Origin of the sequence: Chryseobacterium capnotolerans (assembly GCF_021278965.1) — a bacterium.
GTDB lineage: Bacteria > Bacteroidota > Bacteroidia > Flavobacteriales > Weeksellaceae > Chryseobacterium > Chryseobacterium capnotolerans.
Genome location: NZ_CP065589.1, coordinates 358,023 through 381,462, shown reverse-complemented (window position 1 = coordinate 381,462; position 23,440 = coordinate 358,023). Strand labels below are relative to the sequence as shown.

Genomic DNA, 23,440 nt, shown 5'->3' with positions numbered 1-23,440 from the left:
AATAATATTTTTGATCCATTAATTAACTAATCTATCTTTTAACATTCTTGAATATAAATCCATATAAACAAAAGAGGCTGTCTCAAAAGGTAAACTAACGCTCCGAGAATCTCCTAAACAACAAAAGTTGTCAGACAGGAGTTCGAGAGAGGGGGTACTTTTGAGACAGCCTCTTATATTTGTTATAGAGAAAATATTATTAAAACTTATCCCAGAAGACTTTAGCTCCCTGAGTGTCTCCATTTACAGATCCCCATTGCTTTATACATGCATTTGCTCTATTTGCACCATTCACACTTCCTTCATTAATTGGATAATAAAGTCTTGTAGGTACATCTCTGGTTTCTGGTTTTACAAACACCCTAAAGTCTAGCCTTCTTGAGAACTCCCATGCTTCGAATCCTCTGTTATGAGCTGCAATCCAAGCTTCATTTCCTATTTTTTGTTTCCATGTTCCTGGTAATGTTGTATAATTATGAGCTGCAACGTAAGCATCACGATTTGCTGGGCTAACTCCCCAGAAGTCCATTGAAGCTTTAATACCATTAGTAAAATAAGTTGCCGCTGTACCTCCAACATTAAATCCTCTTTCTGCAGCTTCAGCTAGCATAAAATTAACTTCAGCAGCATCGAAAAGATAAGCATAACTATCAGCCTTTAAAAGCTCAGGATTCACATGCGAAAAACTTCCATACACGTTCTCAGAACCATACACACCTCCCACATATTGTCCTGAAGGAGCAGTTGTAAAGTAGCTTGGACGTCTTGGATCTGATTCAGCATTCATTGCATCCAAATATACATCAGATGGTATAAAATCATTTCTACCACTAGATACCATTTCTATAAACATAGGATTAACAAATTGACCTGATGACGCAAATTTTAATCCAATATTATCAGCGTTTGTAAGAACTACACCACTAGTTACAGCACTTTCAACAGTTGATTTTGCCAAAGCATTATCTACATCAGCTAAATTTAAACCTAATCTAAGTTTTGTACTATTAATGAATGCTTTGATTTTATCTCTATCTCCTCCAAAGATTGCATCACTTGAGCCAAAACCTGAAGAAGTTGAAGTTGCTAATAAAGCAATAGCAGCATCAGCTCTTTTGATTAAATCTGCATAGATAGTCTTTCCATCATCGTAAGCAGGGTTTGGATATTGATCAACTTTAATAGACTGAGAATATGGAATATCTCCATAAGTATCTACCAATACGCTATAAATATATATTTCCAAAGCTTCGATGGTTGCAATTTTACTTGCTTTAAGAGAAGCATCTCCTATCGCATTAGTTGCAGTTCTAACTTGTTCTAATTTCAATAGTTGAGCATATAAAATATTCCAATTATTATCCGGCACACTTCTCTTTGGAAGATTGTACACTGATTCATCAGTATATTGAGTTTCAGCCCATTGTTGAGTAAAGAATCTAAAGATATTTAAATTTACACTTGGGCTGGTCATTTGAGTTAATAGTCCGACTTCCGCTGATGCGAACATAAATTCAGGGTTTACGTTTGCCGGGTTCTTAGTATCCTCATTTAGCGTGGTAATGTCCCTTTCGCATGATATTAAAGCCATGCTAGTTATAAAAAGGCTTAATATTATTTTTTTCATTTTGACTTCAATTAAAAATTAACGGTAAAATTAGCTCCGAAAGTTCTGGTTGTCGGCATGGCTCCAATAGAATATCCTCTAGATAAATTAGCACCTTGTACTCCAGTAGCCGAACCTCCTGTATACCCTGCTTCAGGATCTGCATAAGGCAAATTCTTATGAATAATCCACAAGTTTCTTCCAAATACTCCAAACTTCATACTCTTGATAAAAGTATTGGCATATAAGCTTTTTGGCACATCAAAATAGATTGCAGCCTCTCTTAATTTAATGAAGGTTGCATCATAAACGAATTCTTTTGCCGCATATTGTCCTGTACGTAATAGTGATCCAGATACGGTTTTAATCGGAACATTATTTTGAACATACTGTCCATTTTGCATTACTACCCCTGGTAATATAGCTCCAGGTTCTCTGATAGCCAATGTTTCAGGATACAATCCAGTATCAGTTCCATACAACATATCTCCCGAGAATACACTACCTCCCTGTTGCCCATCAATAAGGAAAGTGAAAGTAAATGCCTTATAACTAATATTATTCCTTACACTCCATGTGTATTGTGGCATAATGTTACCAATCACATTGGTTTTAGAAGTTGTGATCATATACTTTCCAGTATTAGGATCAATTACTCTTTGTCCATCTGGTGAGTATATATAATCTGTACCCCAAATTTGTCCGTAAGCTTCACCTACAGGCGCATTAAATGTTACATCATTTACCGCTCTTCCCAGTTGTAAGTTTTTCATTCCTTCATTAAGACTTACTACTTTATTCTGGTTGATTGCCCAGTTCCAGTTCATATCCCATCTAAAGTTTTCACTTTTTAATGGAACTAGATTTAACTGAACTTCAATTCCTTTATTTTCCAATTCACCAGCATTAAACAATTTTCTTGTATAACCAGATGCTCCAGATATTGGAACTACCAGAATTTGATCTTTTGAATTTGTTTTATACAAACTCACATCAAACCCAATCCTGTTGTTAAGAAATCTAGCTTCCATACCTACCTCTACTTCGGTAGATCTTTCAGGCTTTAAGTTAAAATTATTTTTAGTACTATTGGGGTCTACAATTGGAATTCCATTATATAGGCCTCTGATATTATAGGTATCTATTAATCTAAAGTTATCTGTAGTTTTACCGACCTGAGCCCAGTTTCCTCTCACTTTTAAGAAAGAAAGCCAATCTTGATTGATAAGATTAGATAACACTACAGATCCTGAAATTGATGGATAAAAATACACATTATTACCACTTGGTAAATTGGAAGATTTATCAACACTTCCAGTACCTTCCAAGAAATAAGTATCTTTATACCCCAAGGAAATCTGACCGTAAGCTCTAGGTAGCGTAGCAGTTGCAGTATATTCCTGAGTAGGAACCACCTGCCCCGCAGAGTTTCTAATAGCGTATAAACCAGGTACAATTAACCCTGCTCCAGACAGATCCGGTTGAGTAGAAGCGTCAGTTGTTTCAATAGAGTTTCTTCTTAAGGAAGTACCTAATAAAGCTCCTAAGCTAATATCATTGTCAAATTTTTTATTGTAATTAGCAAATAAATCAAAGTTGATTTCATTAGTATATAAATTGCCTAAGTAATAACCTGATGAAGCATTTGGTTGTGGATTTAACGTTGTTGGAACACCGGAAACAATTCCAAAAGATTCTGGGTGGCTACCTACAGCTTTTCTTACCTCTGTTTTTTGGTTTGAAAAGTCAGATGATAGTCTTCCCGTTATACTCACAGCATTGGAGATTTTATAATTCAACATCGCATATCCGAAGAAACGAGTTCTATAATCACTCTGGTAGTTTTGATAACGATCAAAATAAGGATTATTCCAGTATGCAGGTGCCTGGAAATTATCTGGATCATCATACCCGTAAGGGTTCCATGTTATGTTTTGCCCACCCGTGCCAAAATAAGCATCTCTTAACTGATAAATATCTACATTGGTTTGCCACCACTGTCTAAATCCTGTCAGAATATTATCATTATATCCTGTTGTATTTCTACCCACCGTATTCTGCATGGTTAAAGAAGAATAAACAGTTGCAGTAAGTTTATCTGTTATTTTATAATCAAATTTTGCAGAAAGCGTATTTTTCTTTTGTTCAGAATTTGGAAGAACCCCTGTAGTTAAAAAGTTATTATAGTTTAATAAAATGCTTCCATTCTCACCTCCTTTTTCAATAGTAACTGAATTGGAAGTGGTTTGTGCACTTTCAAAGAAATCTATAGGTGTATGTTTCGCTGCTACCCAAGGAGTCGCTTTATGATACCCTGCAAGTTGTGGGTATAAAGAATACCACTGATAAACCATCAGATTCGGATCAAAAGCTGCCCCTACAGAAGCATCATTACTTGTTCCTACTACCAGATCAAGAACACCATCTCCATCTACGTCTCTTTTCAAGAATGTTGAAGCAGGGCCATATCCAGCCCCATATTTATTTTGGTATTTTGCAAAGGTTGATTTATCAATTTCTCCATACTGATATTCTGTAGAAAGAGTTACCCCCCATTCATCATTCTTTCTGGATTTTCCTTTTTTAGTAGTAATTACCACAACCCCTGCGGAAGCTCTTTTCCCCATATAGAGCAGAAGCTGCAGCCCCTTTTAGGACGTTAACACTTTCAATATCATTGGGGTTTAAGTCAGAGATAGAGTTACCACCATCAAAAATTGTATAAGAAGAAGAAATAGTATTGTTGTTATTACTAATCGGAACCCCATCTACTACGAAAAGCGCCTGGTTATTCCCCCCAATAGATTTCATCCCACGTATTACAACACTTGAGGCCCCACCAAAGTTTGAACTTGTTACAACCTGAACCCCAGCCGCCTTACCAGCCATCTGGCTGGAAATGTTTCCAGTATTAGCTCCTTCTCTTAAAACATCACCCTTAATTTCCTGGGATGCATACCCAAGTGCTTTTTTCTCTCTTTTAATACCAAGAGCGGTTACTACTACGCCCTCGATTTCTTTTGTCTTAATAGTATCCTTCTTTTGTTGAGCATTTGCTACTGCAATAGAAGAAGTCAATACTAAGACAAGAAGACCTGTTGTTAGTTTCTTCATATCAAATTAATTTTGTACCCTACAAATTTGTAAAACTTTCCTAACAACACAAAGAATTTTTTTAAAAAAATATCAATTATTCAAAAATCACAAATAAAAACAACAAATAAACTATTAAATTAAGTTAAAAATACGTTTTTTAACAAAAACAAAAAAAATTAATCGATATTTTTTTTGAATACATCAATGGCATCAATTATTGATATTTTCTATATATACATTCACCGTATACCACATTAACACTTTGGTTTACAACACTGTAAATCACTTTTATTAGAATAAATTTCACATTCCTCACCCACATACAATGCGGTGCATATATTTTTTTCACTCCAAAAAAAGACCAAAAACGTCGAGCTAACAACGAAAAACAGTCTACAATTTTATAGAAAAATATGAATAAATTAATGTAACAAATACATCAATGAAATCTTTTCAAAAAAAGAGATTTATATTTTGCAATATCAGTGTTTTCTCTTACAATTACAATAAAAATTAAGGTTTCATAATTCTCCTCTGCTCACAAGATTCTTATTATTGAATGCTTTCACAAAAACGACTGAATTGTAAAGCTAATACATTCATTTTTTTTTAATTTTACAGCTCGTATATCATATATCAACATGGAATTATTACATAAATGGACAGACCATTACATCGAAGCGGGATGTGATGAAGTAGGAAGAGGGTGTTTAAGCGGTCCGGTAGTGGCAGCAGCTGTTATTTTAGATGATGACTTCAAACAAAACCTGGTTAATGATTCAAAGAAACTGACCTTTAAAACCAGAATGGACCTGGATAGCTACATTAAGGATAATGTAAAAAATTATGCTATTGCTGAACTTCCGCCTGTATTTATTGATGAGCATAATATTCTTAATGCCAGTATTCACGCTATGCACCGTGCATTAGATCAACTTACCATAATCCCAGAACTGATTTTAGTAGACGGTAATAAATTCCATCCTTATAATTATATTCCTCATCAGTGTATCATTAAAGGCGACTCAAAAGTTTTATCTATTGCAGCAGCATCTATTCTTGCTAAAAACTACCGAGACAGGCTAATGATAGAGCTTCACGAAGAATTCCCTGAATATGGCTGGAATACCAATTTCGGATATGCTACCAAAAAGCACCAGGAAGCACTCATCAAACATGGCCCTACCATACATCACAGACAATCATTTAGGTTAAAATACGATTAACTCATTAAAAATAAAAAAAGAGAATTTTATATAAATAAAAAAGAGAAGCAAATTGCTTCTCTTTTTTGATCTATTGATTAATCAATTATTTCTTTTTATTTTTTTCTTGAGTTTGCTGCTGCTGTTGAGCCTGCTCCATCATTTCTCGCATTCTCTTCTGGAATTTACCTTCTGTTTTAGGTTTTTCCTTATTAGCCTGAATCTGTGCATGGATTTTCTTCTCATCAAGAATTACATATTTAATCACAAGAATGATCAGGATGTTGATCGCATTCGATACAAAGTAATACCATGAAAGACCGGATGCTGAAGTATTCAGGAAGAATAAGAATGTAATCGGGAAGATATACATTAATACTTTCATATTTGGCATTCCTTCTTGCTGTGGTTGCTGCATGTTTCCTGAAGTCATTACTGTATAGATTAAAATAACAACTGTACAAGCCAATGCGAAGATACTCAAGTGATCTCCAAGGAATGGAACTTTGAATGGTAACTTAATCAAATCATCATAAGCTGTTAAGTCTTTTGCAAACCAGAACCCTTGTCCTCTCAAATCAATAAAGTTCGGGAAGAAACGGAATAAGGCATAGAAAATCGGAATCTGCACCAGTGCTGGTAAACATCCTGCCATCTGATTTACTCCGGCTTTTCTATAGACTTCCATTGTTGCCTGTTGTTTCTTCATAGGATCTGCATCTTTGAATTTGGCATTTACCTCATCAATTTCAGGACGAATAACCTTCATCATTGCACTCAGCTTATGTTGCTTGTACATAATTGGTGAAAGAATCAATTTTACAATGATCGTCATTACAAAGATTACCCAGCCTGCAGATAATCCCCAACCAGCGATAATGGCATATAACCACATGAAGAAATAACGGTTCATAGCTCCAATGAATGACCAACCTAACGGAAGAATCTCATCAAAGTTTTTATCATAAGATTTCAGTAATGGTAAATCCAATGGCATAAAATACCATGTAAAATCCTGATTCAATTCACTTCCGGTCATCTGAACAAAACCTTCATAGTTTAATTTCTTCAGGTATTCTCCTTCTTCTACGTTTTCCTGATTCCCTTTACTCTGTGTGAACCCATTCTTAGCTTCAATAACGGAAGTAAAGAATTGCTGTTTTACTCCAATCCAGTTAAGCGTTTCTTTTTCCTCCTCCATTGTGGTTCTCCCATCATAATCATAGTCTTTATAATTATTAAAAGCATAAGAGAATTCTGAGTGAGACTGCTCCTGAGCTCTACCCTTTTCAAGATTTCTTACACTATAATCCCAAATAAAGTCTGCTTTGTTATCAGAAGTAACTGCAGCAAGACCTTGAGTTCTTACTTTAAAATCAAGGGTATATTTTGGAAGTAATGTATAAATAAACTGGATTACAGCACCATTATAATTTGCTGTCATTGTTACAGCATTTCCATTAACATTAGGAGCAAAAACTAAATCTTTAGTATTGATAACCTTTCCTGTTTTGTCTTTAAACTGAAATCCGTAGTTTGAATTATTTTTATTAATCAGATAAAGCGGAAGGTCGGCCTGATCCGTTTTATTATTGTATGCTTTGTATTCTGAAAGCTGAACTTTAGAAACCTGTCCTCCTAAACTTGAGAATTCAATATTCAATTCTTTATTAGACAAATTAGCCGTTTGAATAGCACTAGGAGTTACATTTGGATTGATATTGGTGGCCTGAGTCTGTTTTACGGCATTTTTTACCTGTTCCGTTTTCTGCTGCTGAGCTTTTAACTCTTCTTCTTTCATCTGCTTGTTCTGGAAATAGAACATTGCACCGAAGAGAATCAGGCATAAAACCGCGAAACTAATCATCTGCTTCTTATCGATTCCGTTGTTTTGTTGCATTTTATTTTTGTTATAATTAAAATTTCCTATTTATTGACTTGCTACAACTCTATAAGAAAACTCATCAATCTGTAGCAAATTTGAGCTGACAAAAATACTGTTTTTTTATCAAAACTCTATACTATAATGCATTAGTATATAATAAACTCAGGCTGAGAAAAGTCAACCTGAGTTTATATGTAGACGTTTGTGGTAAAAAATTACCTTATTTGTTGATGTGAGATTGAATATTACGCTCTTCCCACACTAAAATATCCTACTTAGAAGTTTCACAAGCTTTGATAAAAGCTCTGAATAAAGGATGCGGCGTAGCTACCGTACTCTTATATTCCGGATGGTATTGTACCCCAACATAGAACGGGTGTCCTGGCAATTCCAACGCTTCTACCAATCCTGTTTCCGGGTTTGTTCCTGTAGCTAAGAAGCCATTCTTTTCAAAATCCTGAAGATAATCACTGTTGAATTCATAACGGTGACGGTGTCTTTCAGAAATATTTTTGCTTCCATAGATGTCATGCAGCTTAGAACCATTTTTCAAAGCACACTTCCAAGCTCCAAGACGCATTGTACCTCCTTTGTCTATTACATTTTTCTGTTCTTCCATGATTGAAATTACAGGATCCGGAGTTGCAGTATCAAATTCCATAGAGTTTGCTTTGGTATGTCCTAAAACATTTCTTGCAAATTCAATGGTCATAATCTGCATTCCTAAACAGATTCCTAACATTGGAATCTTGTTTTCTCTTGCATATTTTGCGGTAAGAACCTTTCCTTCAATTCCTCTGTCTCCGAAGCCCGGAGCAACAAGGATTCCATTTACTCCTTTCAAGGTTTCTTTAATATTCTCTTCTGTGATATCACCACTGTATACCCATCTTACTTTTACTTCAGTTTCAAGATCAGCTCCGGCATGTTTGAATGCTTCAGCAATAGAAATATAAGAATCCTGAAGGGAAACGTATTTTCCAACCAATGCAATTTCAACAGTTTTCTTAGGGTTCTGGAATTTCTTCACAAAAGTTTTCCAGTCTTTAAGATCAGCATCTTTATCACTTTTCAGATCCAGCTCTTTTAAGACAACATCATCAAAGTTTTGCTTCTGAAGGTACATTGGAACTTCATAGATCGTTTCCATATCCTTACATTCGATAACGTTTTCTAATGGAACGTTACAGAACTGAGCTAATTTTGCTCTCTGATCTTTTGGAATTTTGTGTTCTGTTCTGCAAACCAATACATCAGCCATAATTCCGCTTTCCATCAACTGACGAACGGAGTGCTGAGATGGTTTTGTCTTTAATTCTCCACTTGAAGCCAAATAAGGCAATAATGTAAGGTGAATCACCATAGAATTATTCTCTCCCAATTCCCATTTTAACTGACGAACAGTTTCAATGTATGGTAAAGATTCAATATCCCCTACTGTTCCTCCGATCTCAGTAATGATGATATCGTAGTTTTGTTTAGAAAGGATTTTAATTCTACGCTTAATTTCGTTAGTGATATGAGGAATTACCTGAACTGTTTTTCCAAGGAAGTCTCCTTTTCTTTCTTTTTCGATTACAGTTTGGTAGATTTTCCCTGTAGTAACGTTGTTGTTTTGGGATGTAGGAGCATCAAGGTAACGCTCATAGTGACCTAAATCCAGATCCGTCTCCGCACCATCTTCAGTCACATAACACTCTCCGTGTTCATAAGGATTCAAAGTTCCCGGGTCGATATTGATATAAGGATCAAGTTTTTGGATCGTTACGTTAAAACCGCGTGATTTTAGCAATAGTCCCAGAGAAGCAGAAACGATTCCTTTTCCCAAAGATGAAGTTACACCTCCTGTCACAAAGATGTATTTTGTATTCTTTTTACTCATTAGATTAGGTTTGTGCAAAGTTATGGGAAAAAGAGACACAAAGCAATCTTTTAGATTTTGAAAATACGAAAACACCTTTCAAACAACTATAAATCCTCAGTATTTTTTATTATATATTTTGAATAGATAAATTCCACCAAGTAATAATTTTCATAATTTCATCATCACTAAAGCCCAAATTCCAGAATATTATTTCTCGAAATAAAACTAAGATTACAGCTAAATAAATTTTCTTCAATTTGATCTTAATTATTATCCAGGGTTACAAAGATCACAAGTTAGTAAACAAAGTTATCCAGAAAATCACTTCTATCGTTGATCTATGAATGTTTTTCGATATTTTATTCTATTTATATCTCGGAAAAAATGCTTTTTTATAACTTCGCAGTATGGCAAAACTGAAAACAGCATATTTCTGTCAAAACTGCGGAACCCAATATTCCCAATGGATGGGACAATGTAAAAACTGTGGACAATGGAACACCTTGGTGGAAGAAGTGGTAGAAAAACCTAATAGCAAGGCGGTCCCTTTCTCCAAAACCAAACAACATGTCATCAATATCATTGAGGTAGAAACCAGTGAAGAACCGAGAATAAAGACACCTTCTGAAGAACTAAACCGTGTTCTGGGAGGTGGAATTGTCCTAGGGTCTGTTACTCTCATCGGTGGAGAACCAGGAATTGGAAAATCTACCCTGCTGCTTCAGCTTGCCTTAAAAATGAAGAAAAAAATCTTCTATGTTTCCGGGGAAGAAAGTGCTTCTCAGATTAAAATGAGAGCTGACAGGTTAACGGATATTCAAAACCCGAACTGCTTCCTGTTTACAGAAACCTCCCTGGAAAAAATTCTTCATGAAGCCAAAAAACTGGAGCCGGATTTTATGATTATCGATTCTATCCAGACACTTCAGTCCCAATTGATCGAAAGTTCTCCGGGAACTGTCTCTCAAATCAGAGAATGTTCCAACGAGATTATTAAGTATGCTAAGGAAAACAGTATTCCTGTGTTTTTGGTAGGTCATATTACCAAAGATGGCCAAATTGCCGGTCCAAAGGTATTGGAGCACATGGTAGATGTTGTTTTAAATTTTGATGGAGACCGAAATCACCTATTCAGGCTATTGAGAGCCAACAAAAACCGTTTTGGATCTACTTCTGAAATTGGGATTTATGAAATGATTTCTCAAGGATTGAAGGAAATTAAAAACCCTTCAGAAATCCTTATCACCAAGAAATTTGAAGAGCTATCCGGAAATTCTGTTGCAGTAACCTTAGAAGGAAACAGACCTATGCTTTTGGAAATCCAGGCGCTGGTAAGTACAGCGGTGTATGGTACTCCTCAAAGAAGTTCTACAGGCTTTGATTCCAAAAGATTGAATATGCTTCTGGCAGTACTGGAGAAAAGAGCAGGTTTCCAATTGGGAGCTAAGGACGTTTTCCTTAATATTACAGGAGGAATAAAAACAGATGATCCGGCTTTGGATCTGGCTGTCATAGCTTCTGTCCTCTCATCCAATGAAGATATTGCTATTTCAGAACATTACTGTTTTGCTGGAGAGATCGGGCTAAGTGGAGAAATTCGTCCGGTTGCCCAGGCAGAACAAAGAATTACCGAAGCCGAAAAGCTAGGGTACGAGAAAATTTTCATTTCCAATCTCAATAAACTTCCGAAGAAAAAATTTGGTATTAAGATTGAAGAAGTGAGCAAAATTGAAGATTTTCATGAGAGACTTTTTTAAAGATATGTAAATAATGCAACTCGAAAACATTCAGAAGTTTGTCCTGGTACTGCTTTATGGAGGCTTAACCTTGCTTTCATTTACGGTATTGATTAATCCTATGCGGGTAAACAAAAAGGCTAACTTCTTTTTCGGGATATTTATATTCCTTTGGTCCAGCTATTGGCTGCTCGATATTTTACATTTTTGTGGGATCGCAACAGATTTATGGTTTGCACTTACTTTGTATGCTGGACAAATTTTTACACCCATTTTTTTATTTTTCAGTGTTGTCTTTTTTATCAACCCTAATTATAGATTTAAAAGAAGAGATCTTATTTGCTGTATTACTCCTGTAATATATTGGATACTACTTTTCAATATGGAAAATAATCTGGTCATCCGAAGTATTGTAATGCTTATTGATGTCTCTCACAATCTTCCCTACATTGCTCTTATTTATTTTAAAATCAGGGAACACCAAAGAAGAATTGAAACTATTTCATCAAATACAGAAAATATTGATTTACAATGGTTGATTAAATTAAGTTTTCTTCTGTTTGTAACGATTGTTATTACAGTCTGCTATGAACTATTCAACACTTTTGTGTACAAAATGCATCAGCATTTGGTGATGGACCTTTTGTTTTTATGTATTGCTTACATGACTCTTTATTATGTACTCAGACAAAAGGAAATCTATCCTGTAGATAAAAATCAAAGAGAAGAACTTCTTTCTATTGAACTGGAAAGTGAAGCGGAAGAAATTTCAAGAAAAAAAATAATTCCTGATGATGAATTTGAAGCCTTACAACAACAGCTCATCACTGTAATGGAAAATAAAAAACCTTATCTGGATGGTGAGCTCAATCTATTGAAATTATCCGATCTGATCTCAATTAATGCCCATCAGCTTTCTTACCTTCTCAATACCGGCTTTCAGGAAAACTTCTTCTATTTTGTGAATAAATACAGAGTGGAGCATGCCAAAAAAATGTTTACTGACCAATCTTTTCACAAGCTTTCCATATTAGGGATTGCATTTGAGTCCGGATTCAATTCAAAAACGTCATTCAACACTATATTTAAAAAAATGACCGGAATGACACCATCTGAATTCAGGAAAAAAAATCTCATGAATCTACCTTCATCAAAAATTCAATAAACCGGAATAAAAATTGTAAGAGTCAAGAAAATTAATGATCTTAACAGGAGATTTTTCAAATGATGAAAACAAATATTCTGGAATATTACAGCAACCTTGCCGAATCCTACGACGAGAACCGGTTCGGGAACTCTTACGGTAAATATATTGACCAACAGGAAAGGGCTTTTTTAACTTCGTTTTTCAAAGATAAAAAATATACAAAAGTTCTTGATCTTGGCTGCGGAACAGGCCGATTATTGAATTTTGCGACTCATGGAACCGACTTCAGTGAAAATATGCTGAATGTCTCCCGTCAAAAACATTCTGATAAAATACTAGCTGTAGGAGAAATTTCAGCAATACCTTTTCATGAAGAATTTGATTGTATTTTCTGCTTTCATGTCATCATGCATCAAAATCAAGAAGAAACAAAAGCATTTTTAAACGAATGTTATCAGAAATTAAACAAAAATGGAACTCTTATTTTTGATTACCCTGTAAAACGCAGAAAAAAAGCTGTTTCTCCCCAGGAGGACTGGCATGCCGGCAACAGCTTTTCAGTTTCGGACATCGCAGACCTTTCAAAAGATCTGTGGAACATTAAAAATACAACCGGAGTATTATTTTTCCCAATTCACAGGTTTCCAAAATCAATAAGAAAATCTTTCCTGTCTCTGGATAATTTTCTTTGCCGTACTTTCTTGAAAAACTGGGCATCTTATCACATAACTGTTTTGGAAAAGAGATGAAACAGCAGCTGAAAAACTGGATCCCCCATTCGTGGAAGCTGCAGTTCAAACTTTTGCAGCGTTTTTTTCATGAACAAAAAAACAATTATGTTTACCCCAAAGAATATCGTTCAGAAAACATTGGTGAATATTCTGTTACGCTTCACCAAATCATTAAAAGCGGATCTTTTCATCATAACAAAATTCATAATCTAAAAGTTGTTGGAAATAAAATCAATAACCTTGTAATTCATCCCAATGAAGTCTTTTCTTTCTGGAAAATGATTGGAAAACCTAGTGAGAAAAATAATTTTAAGGAAGGGAGAAACCTCATCAACAATACTATTTCAAGTGATTTTGGTGGTGGAATCTGCCAGTTCTCTTCTATTTTATACCACTTGGCTCTTCAATCCGGATTAAAGATTCTGGAAAGATATCCACACTCTATGGATATCTATAAGGAAGAGGAACGTTTTACACCCTTGGGTTCAGACTGTACGGTTGTTTATGGTTACAAAGATCTGCAGATTCAGAATCAATTTACGTTTCCTGTACAGTTTAAATGTTTTGTGAATGAAGATGAGCTTCACCTCAGCCTGATTTCTCCTGAAGAAGTCATTTTAAATGAAATTGAGTTTAAATATCTTGAAATTGAAAAAGGAGTTTGGGTAGAAACGGTAAGCAATAGTCAAACTTTGTTTAAAAATTTTTATATTCGTTTATGAATTATCTGGCTCATTCTTATCTTACTTTCACTGACGGACAAATTGTTGGTCAGTTTCTGGAAGACTTTATCCGAAACAGGGACCGTTTTTCTTTCCCTAAAGACATTCAGGATGGAATTACTTTGCACAGAGCCATTGATACTTTCACCGACTCTCATCCCGCTATTCATGAAGCTAAAAAGGTTTTTGCCCCTTTGGTAAGACTTTATGCCGGAGCTTTTGTAGATGTCTCCATGGATTATTTTGTAGCCAATGATCTTTCTCTAAACTCTCTTGCCGAATGGAAGGCTCACTCTTTACATGTCTACAATATCTTAAATACCAATGAAGAGTGGCTGCCTGAAAATTTCAAAAAAATGCTGGCTAAAATGGAACAAGATGACTGGCTTTATAATTATCGTGAAGATTGGGGCATTAAATTCAGCATTCAAAATGTTTTGAACAAAGCCAAATATCTGGATAAAGATATTCCCGTTTTTGAAGCTTTCTTACATCATAAAGAATTTCTTCAGGAATGCTATGATCATTTTTTTCCTGATTTGCTGGCTCATGCAAAAGGAATTAATACCCTTATTCAACTGGAAAATTAAAACTGTTTATACAAATAACGGTTTGGATATGTTAATTTCTCACTCTTTCTGTCTCCGTTTACAATGATATGGACAATATTGATCTGATCATCAAAAAGATTGTACAAAAAACTCACCGCTGTTTCTACTTTTTTAGGATGAGCAACAACTTCTGATTCCATATAAACATTTACAGATTCCTGATCTTCTTCATATCCTATATAGTTTACTTTAAGAAATTTATTATCAGCCTTTAATCTAAAATATTCCTGACAATATTTGGAAAGCGCTTCATTCAGTTTCGCCTTGTCCTTCTCATCATTAAAATGAAAAGTTCCACCATATTTTTTTCCAAGGCCATTCTCCAGATCATCGAGGAAAAATCGGCCTGTTACTTCAAAAGTCTTAGATTTGGGGCTGTAATTGATCTCTACAGAGCCTACATGATAAGGGTGTACATTTTCCTTATCTACTTTTATAAAGCTTTGAAAAATGATTGTTAATGATAAAAAAAGTATAAAAAATTTATGTGGCATACGTTCTTTTCTAATGACAAATATAAAAAAAGCAGCAGTTATACAACTGCCGCTTTCTATAATGTATATTCTATAGTTATAATTATTCTTTAACCACTTTTTTAGTAACCGTAGTATCATTTAGTTTAATTGTAAACATATATACTCCTTTTACCAACGATGAAACATCCATTCTGTTTGAACTAGAGTTCATAGCCTCTGTTTTAACCAGTTTTCCTGAAGCATCATAAATAGTTAGAGTACCTTTAGAATAGCTGCCCAATGAGATATTTACAACATCCTTAGCAGGGTTTGGTGTAATATTTACTCCCGCATTCTGTTTCGTTACTTCTCCTGTTCCTAAAGTAGCATTTGTTTTAACAAAATATCCACCGAAACCTGAAGTCTGGAAGCTTACTTCCCAGTATTGATAAGTATTATTCCAAACAATATCCGCAACATTAGGGCTAATAACAGTAGGTGTACCTCCATAAGAAGCTACAGTTCCTACATTTCCAGCACTTGTTCCTGTATATTTTTCAACAACTAGGTTAAATTTATTAGCATCATCAGTAGGTGATGTAGGAAGCTTAGTACCACTTGTTAAATTATAAGCATCGAAATCAGCCTGCTTAAAGTATAATGTTACTTTTCCTGTAGCGGTAGCAGCATCCATAGCTGGATTAATTTCATATCTTCTCGCAACGTAATTAGGCTGTACATTATCAACCCATACTTTTGAGGTGATATTTCCGGTTACAGTACTTGCTGTTTCTTTTTCCACTCTTGAAATCAACTGGCAAGCATTGGTAAAATAGTTATAACCAGCAGCTACAGTACTTGCTTTTGTCTGATTAGCCGTCGCCAGGTTTTTCACCTCGGCTACATCTTCATAAACAGAAGCTCTCATTTTAAGATCAAAAGTTCTTGTAGTCCATGTTGTACCATCCGTTGATGTTTTACTACGTCCGCTTACTGCAGTAGTTTCATTTTTCATAGCTACAGTTCCTCCTATACCATTAACCACGATATAGAAATCTTTTCCTGTTACCATTTGAACATTTAAGCTGGATAGATCAACATAATTCCAGGTAAACCTCTGTATATTGGTATCCCATGATGCAATATTTTTTGTAGCAATGATATCTCCAGGATCTCCATTAGCGTTTACTTTTCTTACTTGAATATCCACTGCCTGATTGGCAGGAATCACTCCTGAACCTGTTGTAAATGAAACACCTCCTAATTTACCCGTTAATGTTGGTGTATAACGAACCGCCAATGCCGCATTGCTAAAAGTAGTATTAGCTTCCGCATTAATGGCAATATAAGGTTCATCATAGGTAACAGTCTCAAAATTAGACTCTACACATCCTACTTCTTTAGTTACCGCTTTATAAATATCTAACCTTCCATATCCCCATCTTACATTTGGAACATTTCCTGTTGCTGCATCTTTTCTTGCAGTAGATGTAAGACGTGATTTAACCTGCGCAGCAGTCAATGCTGGATTCGCCTGAAGCAATAGTCCTACTGCACCGGCAACTCCTGGAGAAGACATACTGGTCCCCTGATTCATTACATAATAATTCGTATTTTCAATAATATTCGTAGCTGCTGGTGCAGAATTACTGGATCTTGCAGAGATTACAGCCTGTCCTGAACCTGTGATATCCGGTTTCTGGAAATTATCAACTCTAGGTCCTTGTGCACTAAATGAAGAAATTGTTTCCTGTGGAGTATTACCATATCCATATCCTCCTCCCGGAGCCATCCAGCTTACTCTGCCCAAATAGGAAGCTACCGTAATAGCACTGGTTGCATTCCCAGGAGATCCTACAATATATTCATTATCTCCATTCAGAAGGGTAGTTGCTACTCCTTGACCAGCCAGCCAGCCATGTGCATTAATAGGTTGTGTTCCGTCATTTGTAATCTCCAATGTATAGACACCTTGGCAATTGGCTGTAGATCCCGTCACTCTATTTACAATCAGCTGAACATATCTTTTATTATTATCACTCCCCCAATAATTATACATAGTGGCAGTGAAACCACCATTTAATATACTATGGGTTGTATTTGTACTTATATTCTGTATATATTGCTGGCCATCAGGAGTTGTCAATTTTGCAGTAACAGGAGAGTTATCATTAGCATACATGATAAAACTAAATACTGATGGTGCTGATGTGCTGCTTCCAACGTTAAAAGTATAAGATTGCGTCCCCCCCTGCTTCTATATCTACTTTTCTATGGAGATTAGCACCATAATCATTACCTGCAGAAATAACCACTACTCTTCCAGGCCCTGATGAAGTAAAACTGTCAACAGCGACTTCATGAGGAGATGTTCCATCATGGGCGCTTCCCTGTCCACCAATACTCATATTGACTACGATTGGTTTATTTAAAGCTGTAGCTACGTTCTTGAAATAAGTTAATGCATTGATGGTATTCGTTGTTGGAAAGGATCCATTTCCTCCTTTTACAAAAACAATATCTGCTTCAGAAGAAAATCCTTTATGTCTTTTATTAGCAAAACCAGCTCCGTTTCCGGCAGCCGTTCCTGCTACGTGAGTCCCATGTCCATTGGTATCATTTTCACGAACAAAACCAGCAGGCGTTCCATCCAATTCATCTTCAATCTGTGCTCTTGTATACTCTACACCAGTTGTAAATCCTGTAGGAGAAACTTCAGCCCCTTGAGGTGTTAAAGTCTGATCCCAAATAGAAACAATTCTACTTTTAGTCTGATCATTAACTTGCCTAAAATCCGGATGCTTCCAGTCTATCCCTGTATCAAAAACCCCCACAAGAATTCCTGTTCCGTTATATGCTGTATTATTAAAAACTCCATCCTGTAAAAGGCTTGCTCCAGATTGGGCTCTACTTACATCATTATGAAGCTCATCAAATGTAGGCCCCATCACAGAGGTCACATAAGGAAGTTCCATTAATCTCTCAATATCTTCAAGACTCACCAATGCCGTTGAAAAAGTGGGCAGCTGGCTCTGTACTAAAAAGCCATCAGCTTTAAGTCTTTCAGGAGTTTTGGTATAAATAATACATGAATACATTGTTTGCGCCCCTTTAGAGGTAACAACCAAATGTTTATCCAATTTCATATCCTCACGTTCCAAATCTTTTAAAACGTTTCCTCTATTCAGACTCTCTTTATTTTTCAATAAATAATCAAACCTTGAATCAAGCTTTTGTACCTGACCATAAAATCCATATGAATACAGTCCTAAAAAAGCAACTGTAGCATTTCTCAGAAGCTTCCCTCCTCCGTACGAAATGTTTACTTTTGTAAAAAGTAGTTTTTTAATATCCATTCTCTTTTTTTAACATTACAATTATACAATTTTTATTTTTAATGATAATAATTAAAAACATTAATAATTAATACATATAAAAATTATACACATCCAAAACAATTTACTTACTTTAACACAATATCAAAAAAAACAAGCAATCAATTATCAAATGCAAGATTTTCTATTTTATTTAAACCTTGGATGGGAACATATTATCTCCCTTGATGCCTTAGACCATCAGTTATTTGTCTTAGCACTAATTGCTGTATACTCTTACAGTGACTGGAAAAAAATTCTGATCCTTGTAACGGCATTTACTATTGGACACTCCATCACATTAGCATTAAGCATTCTTGATGTTTTCAGAGTTCCTTCTGATTGGGTTGAGTTTTTAATTCCATTGACCATTGTGCTGACTTCTCTGGATAATATTATTATGAAAAACCAGAAGCAGACATTAATGCGGGCCAATTACTACCTTGCTCTGATTTTTGGACTGGTTCACGGGATGGGTTTTGCCAATACGGCAAGAGTGATGATTGCTAAGAGTCAGGGTATTGCCATACCATTGTTAGGATTTAATATAGGTCTGGAACTGGGACAAATCGTCATTGTGTCTGCTATCCTAATCCTCTTATTTATTCTTCTCACTATTTTTAAAGTGAATAAGAAGGACTGGATTCTTTTTGTCTCATCAGGAGTCTTTGCCTTATCTTTAAAAATGACATTAGAAAGAATTCCTTTCTAAATGTGAAATATTTTCATTATTTCAACCGCTTATTACTATCTTTGATCATTATTAAATCATTTCGGTTATGAAACTAAAAGTTGGTATCCTTTCACTTTCTGTATTTGCATATACAGGTTTCACCGCACAAAATATTCAGAATAACCCAGGCAGCAATCATGGAAACAAGTTTGAGCAGCTGGGAACTATTCTACCCACACCCAATATTTACAGAACAGCTTCCGGAGCACCAGGACATGCGTATTGGCAAAACAGGGCCGATTACAACATTACCGCTTATCTTGACGAGGATAAAAGAAATCTGAAAGGTTCGGAAACGGTTACTTACTATAATAATTCGCCTGATGAACTGGATTATATCTGGCTTCAATTGGATGAAAACGAACATTCTAGTATAAGAAATGCAGGTTATGAGACGTCTTCAGTACTTCGTCCATCAACAACAGATCAGCAGCTTAAATTGACTGAACTTCCTGTAAAGGATAATGGCTACGGAGTTGTACTTGAAAAAGTAACTGATGCTTCAGGTACCCCTTTAAAATATACGGTCAACAAAACGATGATGCGTATTGATCTTCCAAAAGCATTGAAAAAAGGAGAAAAATTCATTTTCAAAGTGGACTGGAATTACAATATCGGAAACAGAATCAAAATTGGCGGCCGTGGTGGCTATGAAAATTTTCCTGAAGATGGCAATGATCTATACACTATGGCACAATGGTATCCAAGGATGTGTGTATACAGTGATTTCCAGGGCTGGCAAAATCATCAGTTTACTGGAAGAGGTGAATTTGCGCTAGTGTTCGGGAATTTTAAAGTATCTATGAATGTACCGGCAGACCATGTTGTAGGAGGAACCGGGGAATGTAAAAATTATGATCAGGTATTAACTGCTGATCAACTTTCAAGATACAAAAAGCTGAAAATGCTTCTGAGCCTATAGAAATTGTAACCTTAGACGAAGCTAAAAAGTCAGAAAAGAATCATTCAAAGCAAAGAAAGACATGGGTTTTTGAAGCAAATGATGTAAGAGATTTTGCTTGGACATCCTCCAGAAAATTCGTTTGGGACGGCATGCGTGTTACCATTCCTGAAAATAACAATAAAGTAATGGCCATGAGCTTCTATCCTAAAGAATCTTATGGACTTTACAGAAAGTTTTCTACAAAAGCAGTAGCTCATACGATTAAAACCTATTCGGAATTCACGATTCCTTATCCATATCCCGTAGCTCAGTCTGTAGAAGCCGCTAACGGAATGGAGTATCCAATGATCTGCTTCAACTTCGGAAGAACAGAAAAAGATGGAACCTATTCTGAAGGAACTAAAAATGGAATGATCGGAGTCATTATTCATGAAGTAGGTCACAACTTCTTTCCAATGATCATCAATTCTGATGAAAGACAATGGGCATGGATGGATGAAGGCCTGAATACTTTCACAGAATATCTTACAGAGGAAAAATGGGATAATAAGTTTCCATCTAAAAGAGGTCCGGCATGGACAATCGTAGATTATATGAAACTTCCAAAAGATCAGCTTGAACCTATCATGAGCAATTCTGAGAATATTGTTCAGTATGGTCCAAATGCCTATTCAAAACCTGCTACCGGGTTGAATATTCTTCGTGAAACTATTATGGGAAGAGAGCTTTTCGATAAGGCATTCAAAACGTATGCAAAAAGATGGGCTTTCAAACACCCTGAACCTGCAGATCTTTTCCGTACGATGGAAGATGCCAGCGGTGAAGACCTTGACTGGTTCTGGAGAGGATGGTTCTACGGAACTGATCCGGTAGATATTGCGATTGATAAAGTAACAGTAGCCACCCCTAATCTGGAAACGAATCCCAAAGCAGCTGAAGAAATAAAATACCAGGTAGACAAACCGTTAGTGAATAGTTTTGAAGACCTGTCGAAAATCAGAAACCGAGAAGACAAAAATATCACTTTCTATGTTGATAAAGATAAAGAGGCCCAGGACTTCTACTATCGATATGATAGAGGGCAGGAAAAAGTAAATACGAAAGAATATACCTCTAAAGTAGATGCTACCATTCCTTTGGATGCTAAGGATAAAGAAAAATTCAAAAACATTACGGCTTATCAGATTGACTTTTTGAACAAGGGTGGACTGGTTATGCCAATTATCCTTGAATTTACTTTTGAAGATGGTTCAAAATTATACGATAAATCATCTGCACAGATCTGGAGACTGAATGAGCAAAAAGTTTCCAAGACGTATTATTTTGACAAAAAATTGAAATCAATTCAGTTAGATCCAATGAGAGAAACCGCTGATATTGATACAAACAATAACTTATGGACCAGCAATGGTTCCGGTGGTGAGACTTCAAAATTCCAGCTCTTCAAACAGAAACAGGAAGGAGGTTCTGTAAGAGGAAGCTCTAATGGAAAAGTAAATCCTATGCAGGCAGCAGGAAAAAGCTAAAAAGGATAATTGCAGGCAATCATAATTGAAAAGTTCACTGAATCAGTGAGCTTTTTATTTTTTTACATTAGAAACCTTTAAAAACTTATTCTCTACTTTTTATCCTAAATATTCTTTCAGATGTTTTTTATAAGTTCTTCCCAATGGGAGCTGCTCTCCTCCTTTCAGATAAATTGTATTTGAATCATATGAATTGATATGAAATGAAAGAACGATATAAGATTTATGAATTCTGATAAATCCTAAATTATGGAAATTTTCCTCAAAATTGGACATCCGTTCCAGGATCATATATTTTTTCAAATGGGTGATCAGAATAATATATTCGCCAAACCCTTGAATCCACTTTATATCCTGAAGAAGTACTTTGTTCATAATATAATTAGACTTGAACATAATGAAATCTTCCTGTTTTTTATCTTCCGCAGACTGTTTAAACTGTAAAAAATCCTTTGCTTTATAGACTGCTCTTTTAAATGTTTCAAAGTCTACAGGCTTCACCAGATAATGTACCACATCCAATTCAAATGCTTTTACGGCATACTGAGTTTCCAATGTAAGAAATATACATAATGGTTTATAGGGAAGCTTAAGTAAAAGATCAATCCCATTGATATAAGGCATATTAATATCCAGAATAACAAGATCTACCCTATTCTTCTGTAAATACTGCAATGCCTCTTCCGGGTTCTGAAATATCTCCAGCAAGTCTACATCTTCTATCTGATCACAATAGTGCCGGATAAGTTCTAACGCGGGATATTCATCATCCACTCCTACGATAGTCAGGTTAGCCATTATAGTTTTATTTTTAAAGTAGTTTCGTATGTATTATTCTCAGCCGCTTCCGATATAAAAGTAAATCTTTCAGGATAATATTTTTCCAGAATGCTGATGACTGCTTCATTTCCAAATCCATTATCATTAAAGTTATTCACTAGCTCCCGGTTCTTGGCTACAGAATTTTCAATTTCAAATAATAATTCCTGATCTTGTATTTTGTAAGACACCTTAATAAAGCTATCCTCTTCAATCCCTACTGCTGAATGTTTTAAAGCATTTTCAAATAAAGTAAGACAAACGGATGGCGGTACTTCAATAAGTTCCAGGGTTTCTTCATCTTTTATTTCAAAATTAATATCCAATAGGTTATTATACTTTAGCTGGTAAAGTCCAATCAATGATTTAATCGTTGAAAACTCCTGCATAAGCGTAATTTTCTCCTTATTGGTATCATAAATAACGTACTGCAGCAAGCGGCTTAACTGAAGGATAGATTCAGATGTTTTCTCAGATGGATTAAAACTTTTGGAATAAATATTATTAAGAGTATTCAACAAAAAATGAGGGTTTAGTTTCGATTTTAAAAGATCAAGATACAGCTGTTCTTTTTCTTCCCCTAAGTTTTTAAAGTCCTGCTCGATCAGAAACTTATCCTTCGTGATTCCCAGAAATGACGCCACCAGTATCACAATTCCCTGGGCGGTATAGACATTATAGAGGAATTTTGTATTGGAAAGGGTTTCATCAAATTTCATATGAAACACAGCAGGTTCCAGCAAAATTCTAAAAAGACTTGATACTAAAAAACAAATGAATGCATACAGAATAAATTCCGGATACTTATTGGAAAGATAAAACCTGGGCACAAGATAAAAATAGACCAGATAGTAAATCCCAACATTAAAAATAATCACAAATAATACAGACCAGATGAGCTCTGGAACATCCAAAAAGTAATTTTCAGTGAAAAAAGTGATGATAAAGAAGAAGAAAAAGAAGAAAATATGCTGAAACTTCAGCAAAAGCCCCCAATGATATTCCATCAGTCTCTTTAAAATTCCA

Annotated in this window: 17 protein-coding genes and 1 pseudogene; 8 read left to right on the top strand and 10 right to left on the bottom strand. The window is 35.4% G+C overall.

All coding sequences use genetic code 11. The features are described 5' to 3' along the window. Window positions 1-199: 199 nt before the first annotated feature. Genes H5J24_RS01770 through H5J24_RS01760 form a run of 3 tightly spaced genes read right to left on the bottom strand, consistent with a single transcriptional unit; the run spans window position 200 to window position 4,720 of the window. Window positions 200-1,591 (bottom strand): SusD/RagB family nutrient-binding outer membrane lipoprotein, encoded by a 1,392-nt coding sequence (locus H5J24_RS01770; protein WP_167387035.1) that lies wholly within the window; start codon window positions 1,589-1,591, stop codon window positions 200-202. Between the two features lie 47 nt (window positions 1,592-1,638). Further along, window positions 1,639-4,233 (bottom strand): SusC/RagA family TonB-linked outer membrane protein, encoded by a 2,595-nt coding sequence (locus tag H5J24_RS01765; RefSeq protein WP_232815994.1) that lies wholly within the window; start codon window positions 4,231-4,233, stop codon window positions 1,639-1,641. After that, the gene (locus H5J24_RS01760) at window positions 4,190-4,720 is read right to left on the bottom strand and encodes a TonB-dependent receptor plug domain-containing protein (protein ID WP_232815993.1); all 531 of its coding nucleotides are present in this window, start codon (window positions 4,718-4,720) and stop codon (window positions 4,190-4,192) included. Before H5J24_RS01760 ends, H5J24_RS01765 begins: the two co-directional genes overlap by 44 nt. 623 nt (window positions 4,721-5,343) lie before the next feature. On the opposite strand from H5J24_RS01760, the gene rnhB reads away from it, so the two are divergent. Beyond that, window positions 5,344-5,928, top strand: coding sequence for a ribonuclease HII (gene rnhB, locus H5J24_RS01755; RefSeq protein ID WP_068944666.1), 585 nt, complete (start codon window positions 5,344-5,346; stop codon window positions 5,926-5,928). 85 nt (window positions 5,929-6,013) lie between these two features. On the opposite strand, the gene yidC is transcribed toward rnhB, so the two are convergent. Together yidC and pyrG are read right to left on the bottom strand one after the other, a co-directional pair. After that, a complete protein-coding gene (yidC, locus tag H5J24_RS01750; protein WP_068944667.1) occupies window positions 6,014-7,807 on the bottom strand; it encodes a membrane protein insertase YidC in 1,794 nt (597 codons plus the stop codon). A 256-nt stretch (window positions 7,808-8,063) separates the two neighbouring features. Beyond that, window positions 8,064-9,674, bottom strand: coding sequence for a CTP synthase (pyrG, locus tag H5J24_RS01745; RefSeq protein WP_068944668.1), 1,611 nt, complete (start codon window positions 9,672-9,674; stop codon window positions 8,064-8,066). 389 nt (window positions 9,675-10,063) lie between these two features. Between pyrG and radA the strand changes: the two genes are divergently transcribed. From radA to H5J24_RS01720, 5 genes are all read left to right on the top strand, one after another. Next, the gene (gene radA, locus H5J24_RS01740; protein WP_065395177.1) at window positions 10,064-11,413 is read left to right on the top strand and encodes a DNA repair protein RadA; all 1,350 of its coding nucleotides are present in this window, start codon (window positions 10,064-10,066) and stop codon (window positions 11,411-11,413) included. 13 nt (window positions 11,414-11,426) lie between these two features. Then, the gene (locus H5J24_RS01735) at window positions 11,427-12,557 is read left to right on the top strand and encodes an AraC family transcriptional regulator (RefSeq protein WP_068944669.1); all 1,131 of its coding nucleotides are present in this window, start codon (window positions 11,427-11,429) and stop codon (window positions 12,555-12,557) included. Between the two features lie 62 nt (window positions 12,558-12,619). Next, window positions 12,620-13,288, top strand: a complete 669-nt coding sequence (locus H5J24_RS01730) for a class I SAM-dependent DNA methyltransferase (RefSeq protein ID WP_228407675.1) — start codon at window positions 12,620-12,622, stop codon at window positions 13,286-13,288. Continuing rightward, window positions 13,285-13,992 (top strand): VanW family protein, encoded by a 708-nt coding sequence (locus tag H5J24_RS01725; RefSeq protein ID WP_068944671.1) that lies wholly within the window; start codon window positions 13,285-13,287, stop codon window positions 13,990-13,992. The genes H5J24_RS01730 and H5J24_RS01725 overlap by 4 nt, the downstream gene beginning before the upstream one ends. Continuing rightward, window positions 13,989-14,582 (top strand): acyl carrier protein phosphodiesterase, encoded by a 594-nt coding sequence (locus tag H5J24_RS01720; protein WP_068944672.1) that lies wholly within the window; start codon window positions 13,989-13,991, stop codon window positions 14,580-14,582. Before H5J24_RS01725 ends, H5J24_RS01720 begins: the two co-directional genes overlap by 4 nt. Here H5J24_RS01720 and H5J24_RS01715 read toward each other — a convergent pair. The 3 genes from H5J24_RS01715 to H5J24_RS01705 form a co-directional block, all read right to left on the bottom strand. After that, window positions 14,579-15,097: a DUF6702 family protein gene (locus tag H5J24_RS01715; protein WP_068944673.1), complete on the bottom strand. Its 519-nt coding sequence runs from the start codon at window positions 15,095-15,097 to the stop codon at window positions 14,579-14,581. The two genes, H5J24_RS01720 and H5J24_RS01715, sit on opposite strands and share 4 nt — an antisense overlap. Window positions 15,098-15,179: 82 nt before the next feature. After that, window positions 15,180-17,240, bottom strand: coding sequence for a S8/S53 family peptidase (locus H5J24_RS01710; RefSeq protein WP_232815992.1), 2,061 nt, complete (start codon window positions 17,238-17,240; stop codon window positions 15,180-15,182). Between the two features lie 43 nt (window positions 17,241-17,283). Further along, window positions 17,284-18,414, bottom strand: coding sequence for a S8 family serine peptidase (locus H5J24_RS01705; protein ID WP_232815991.1), 1,131 nt, complete (start codon window positions 18,412-18,414; stop codon window positions 17,284-17,286). A 151-nt stretch (window positions 18,415-18,565) separates the two neighbouring features. Between H5J24_RS01705 and H5J24_RS01700 the strand changes: the two genes are divergently transcribed. Both H5J24_RS01700 and H5J24_RS01695 read left to right on the top strand, forming a co-directional pair. Further along, window positions 18,566-19,144, top strand: a complete 579-nt coding sequence (locus H5J24_RS01700; RefSeq protein WP_068944675.1) for a HupE/UreJ family protein — start codon at window positions 18,566-18,568, stop codon at window positions 19,142-19,144. Between the two features lie 67 nt (window positions 19,145-19,211). Further along, window positions 19,212-21,595, top strand: a pseudogene (locus tag H5J24_RS01695) (M1 family metallopeptidase). Between the two features lie 99 nt (window positions 21,596-21,694). Here the strand turns inward: H5J24_RS01695 and H5J24_RS01690 are convergent. After that, entirely contained in the window at window positions 21,695-22,393 is a 699-nt protein-coding gene (locus H5J24_RS01690) for a LytR/AlgR family response regulator transcription factor (RefSeq protein WP_068944677.1), read from the bottom strand. Next, complete coding sequence (locus tag H5J24_RS01685) at window positions 22,393-23,421, bottom strand: sensor histidine kinase (RefSeq protein ID WP_068945204.1); 1,029 nt, start codon at window positions 23,419-23,421, stop codon at window positions 22,393-22,395. The genes H5J24_RS01690 and H5J24_RS01685 overlap by 1 nt, the downstream gene beginning before the upstream one ends. Between the last annotated feature and the right edge of the window lie 19 nt (window positions 23,422-23,440).

Excerpts from the sequence above, each read along its gene's own strand:
- H5J24_RS01765 (WP_232815994.1), bottom strand. The coding sequence starts at position 4,233 with ATGGGGAAAAGAGCTTCCGCAGGGGTTGTGGTAATTACTACTAAAAAA.
- H5J24_RS01760 (WP_232815993.1), bottom strand. The coding sequence starts at position 4,720 with ATGAAGAAACTAACAACAGGTCTTCTTGTCTTAGTATTGACTTCTTCT.
- yidC (WP_068944667.1), bottom strand. The coding sequence starts at position 7,807 with ATGCAACAAAACAACGGAATCGATAAGAAGCAGATGATTAGTTTCGCG.
- H5J24_RS01725 (WP_068944671.1), top strand. The coding sequence starts at position 13,285 with ATGAAACAGCAGCTGAAAAACTGGATCCCCCATTCGTGGAAGCTGCAG.
- H5J24_RS01770 (WP_167387035.1), bottom strand. The coding sequence starts at position 1,591 with ATGGCTTTAATATCATGCGAAAGGGACATTACCACGCTAAATGAGGAT.
- H5J24_RS01685 (WP_068945204.1), bottom strand. The coding sequence starts at position 23,421 with ATGGAATATCATTGGGGGCTTTTGCTGAAGTTTCAGCATATTTTCTTC.
- H5J24_RS01735 (WP_068944669.1), top strand. The coding sequence starts at position 11,427 with ATGCAACTCGAAAACATTCAGAAGTTTGTCCTGGTACTGCTTTATGGA.
- H5J24_RS01730 (WP_228407675.1), top strand. The coding sequence starts at position 12,620 with ATGAAAACAAATATTCTGGAATATTACAGCAACCTTGCCGAATCCTAC.
- H5J24_RS01705 (WP_232815991.1), bottom strand. The coding sequence starts at position 18,414 with ATGGATATTAAAAAACTACTTTTTACAAAAGTAAACATTTCGTACGGA.
- rnhB (WP_068944666.1), top strand. The coding sequence starts at position 5,344 with ATGGAATTATTACATAAATGGACAGACCATTACATCGAAGCGGGATGT.
- H5J24_RS01690 (WP_068944677.1), bottom strand. The coding sequence starts at position 22,393 with ATGGCTAACCTGACTATCGTAGGAGTGGATGATGAATATCCCGCGTTA.
- H5J24_RS01720 (WP_068944672.1), top strand. The coding sequence starts at position 13,989 with ATGAATTATCTGGCTCATTCTTATCTTACTTTCACTGACGGACAAATT.
- H5J24_RS01700 (WP_068944675.1), top strand. The coding sequence starts at position 18,566 with ATGCAAGATTTTCTATTTTATTTAAACCTTGGATGGGAACATATTATC.
- pyrG (WP_068944668.1), bottom strand. The coding sequence starts at position 9,674 with ATGAGTAAAAAGAATACAAAATACATCTTTGTGACAGGAGGTGTAACT.
- H5J24_RS01715 (WP_068944673.1), bottom strand. The coding sequence starts at position 15,097 with ATGCCACATAAATTTTTTATACTTTTTTTATCATTAACAATCATTTTT.
- H5J24_RS01710 (WP_232815992.1), bottom strand. The coding sequence starts at position 17,240 with ATGTATGCTAATGATAACTCTCCTGTTACTGCAAAATTGACAACTCCT.
- radA (WP_065395177.1), top strand. The coding sequence starts at position 10,064 with ATGGCAAAACTGAAAACAGCATATTTCTGTCAAAACTGCGGAACCCAA.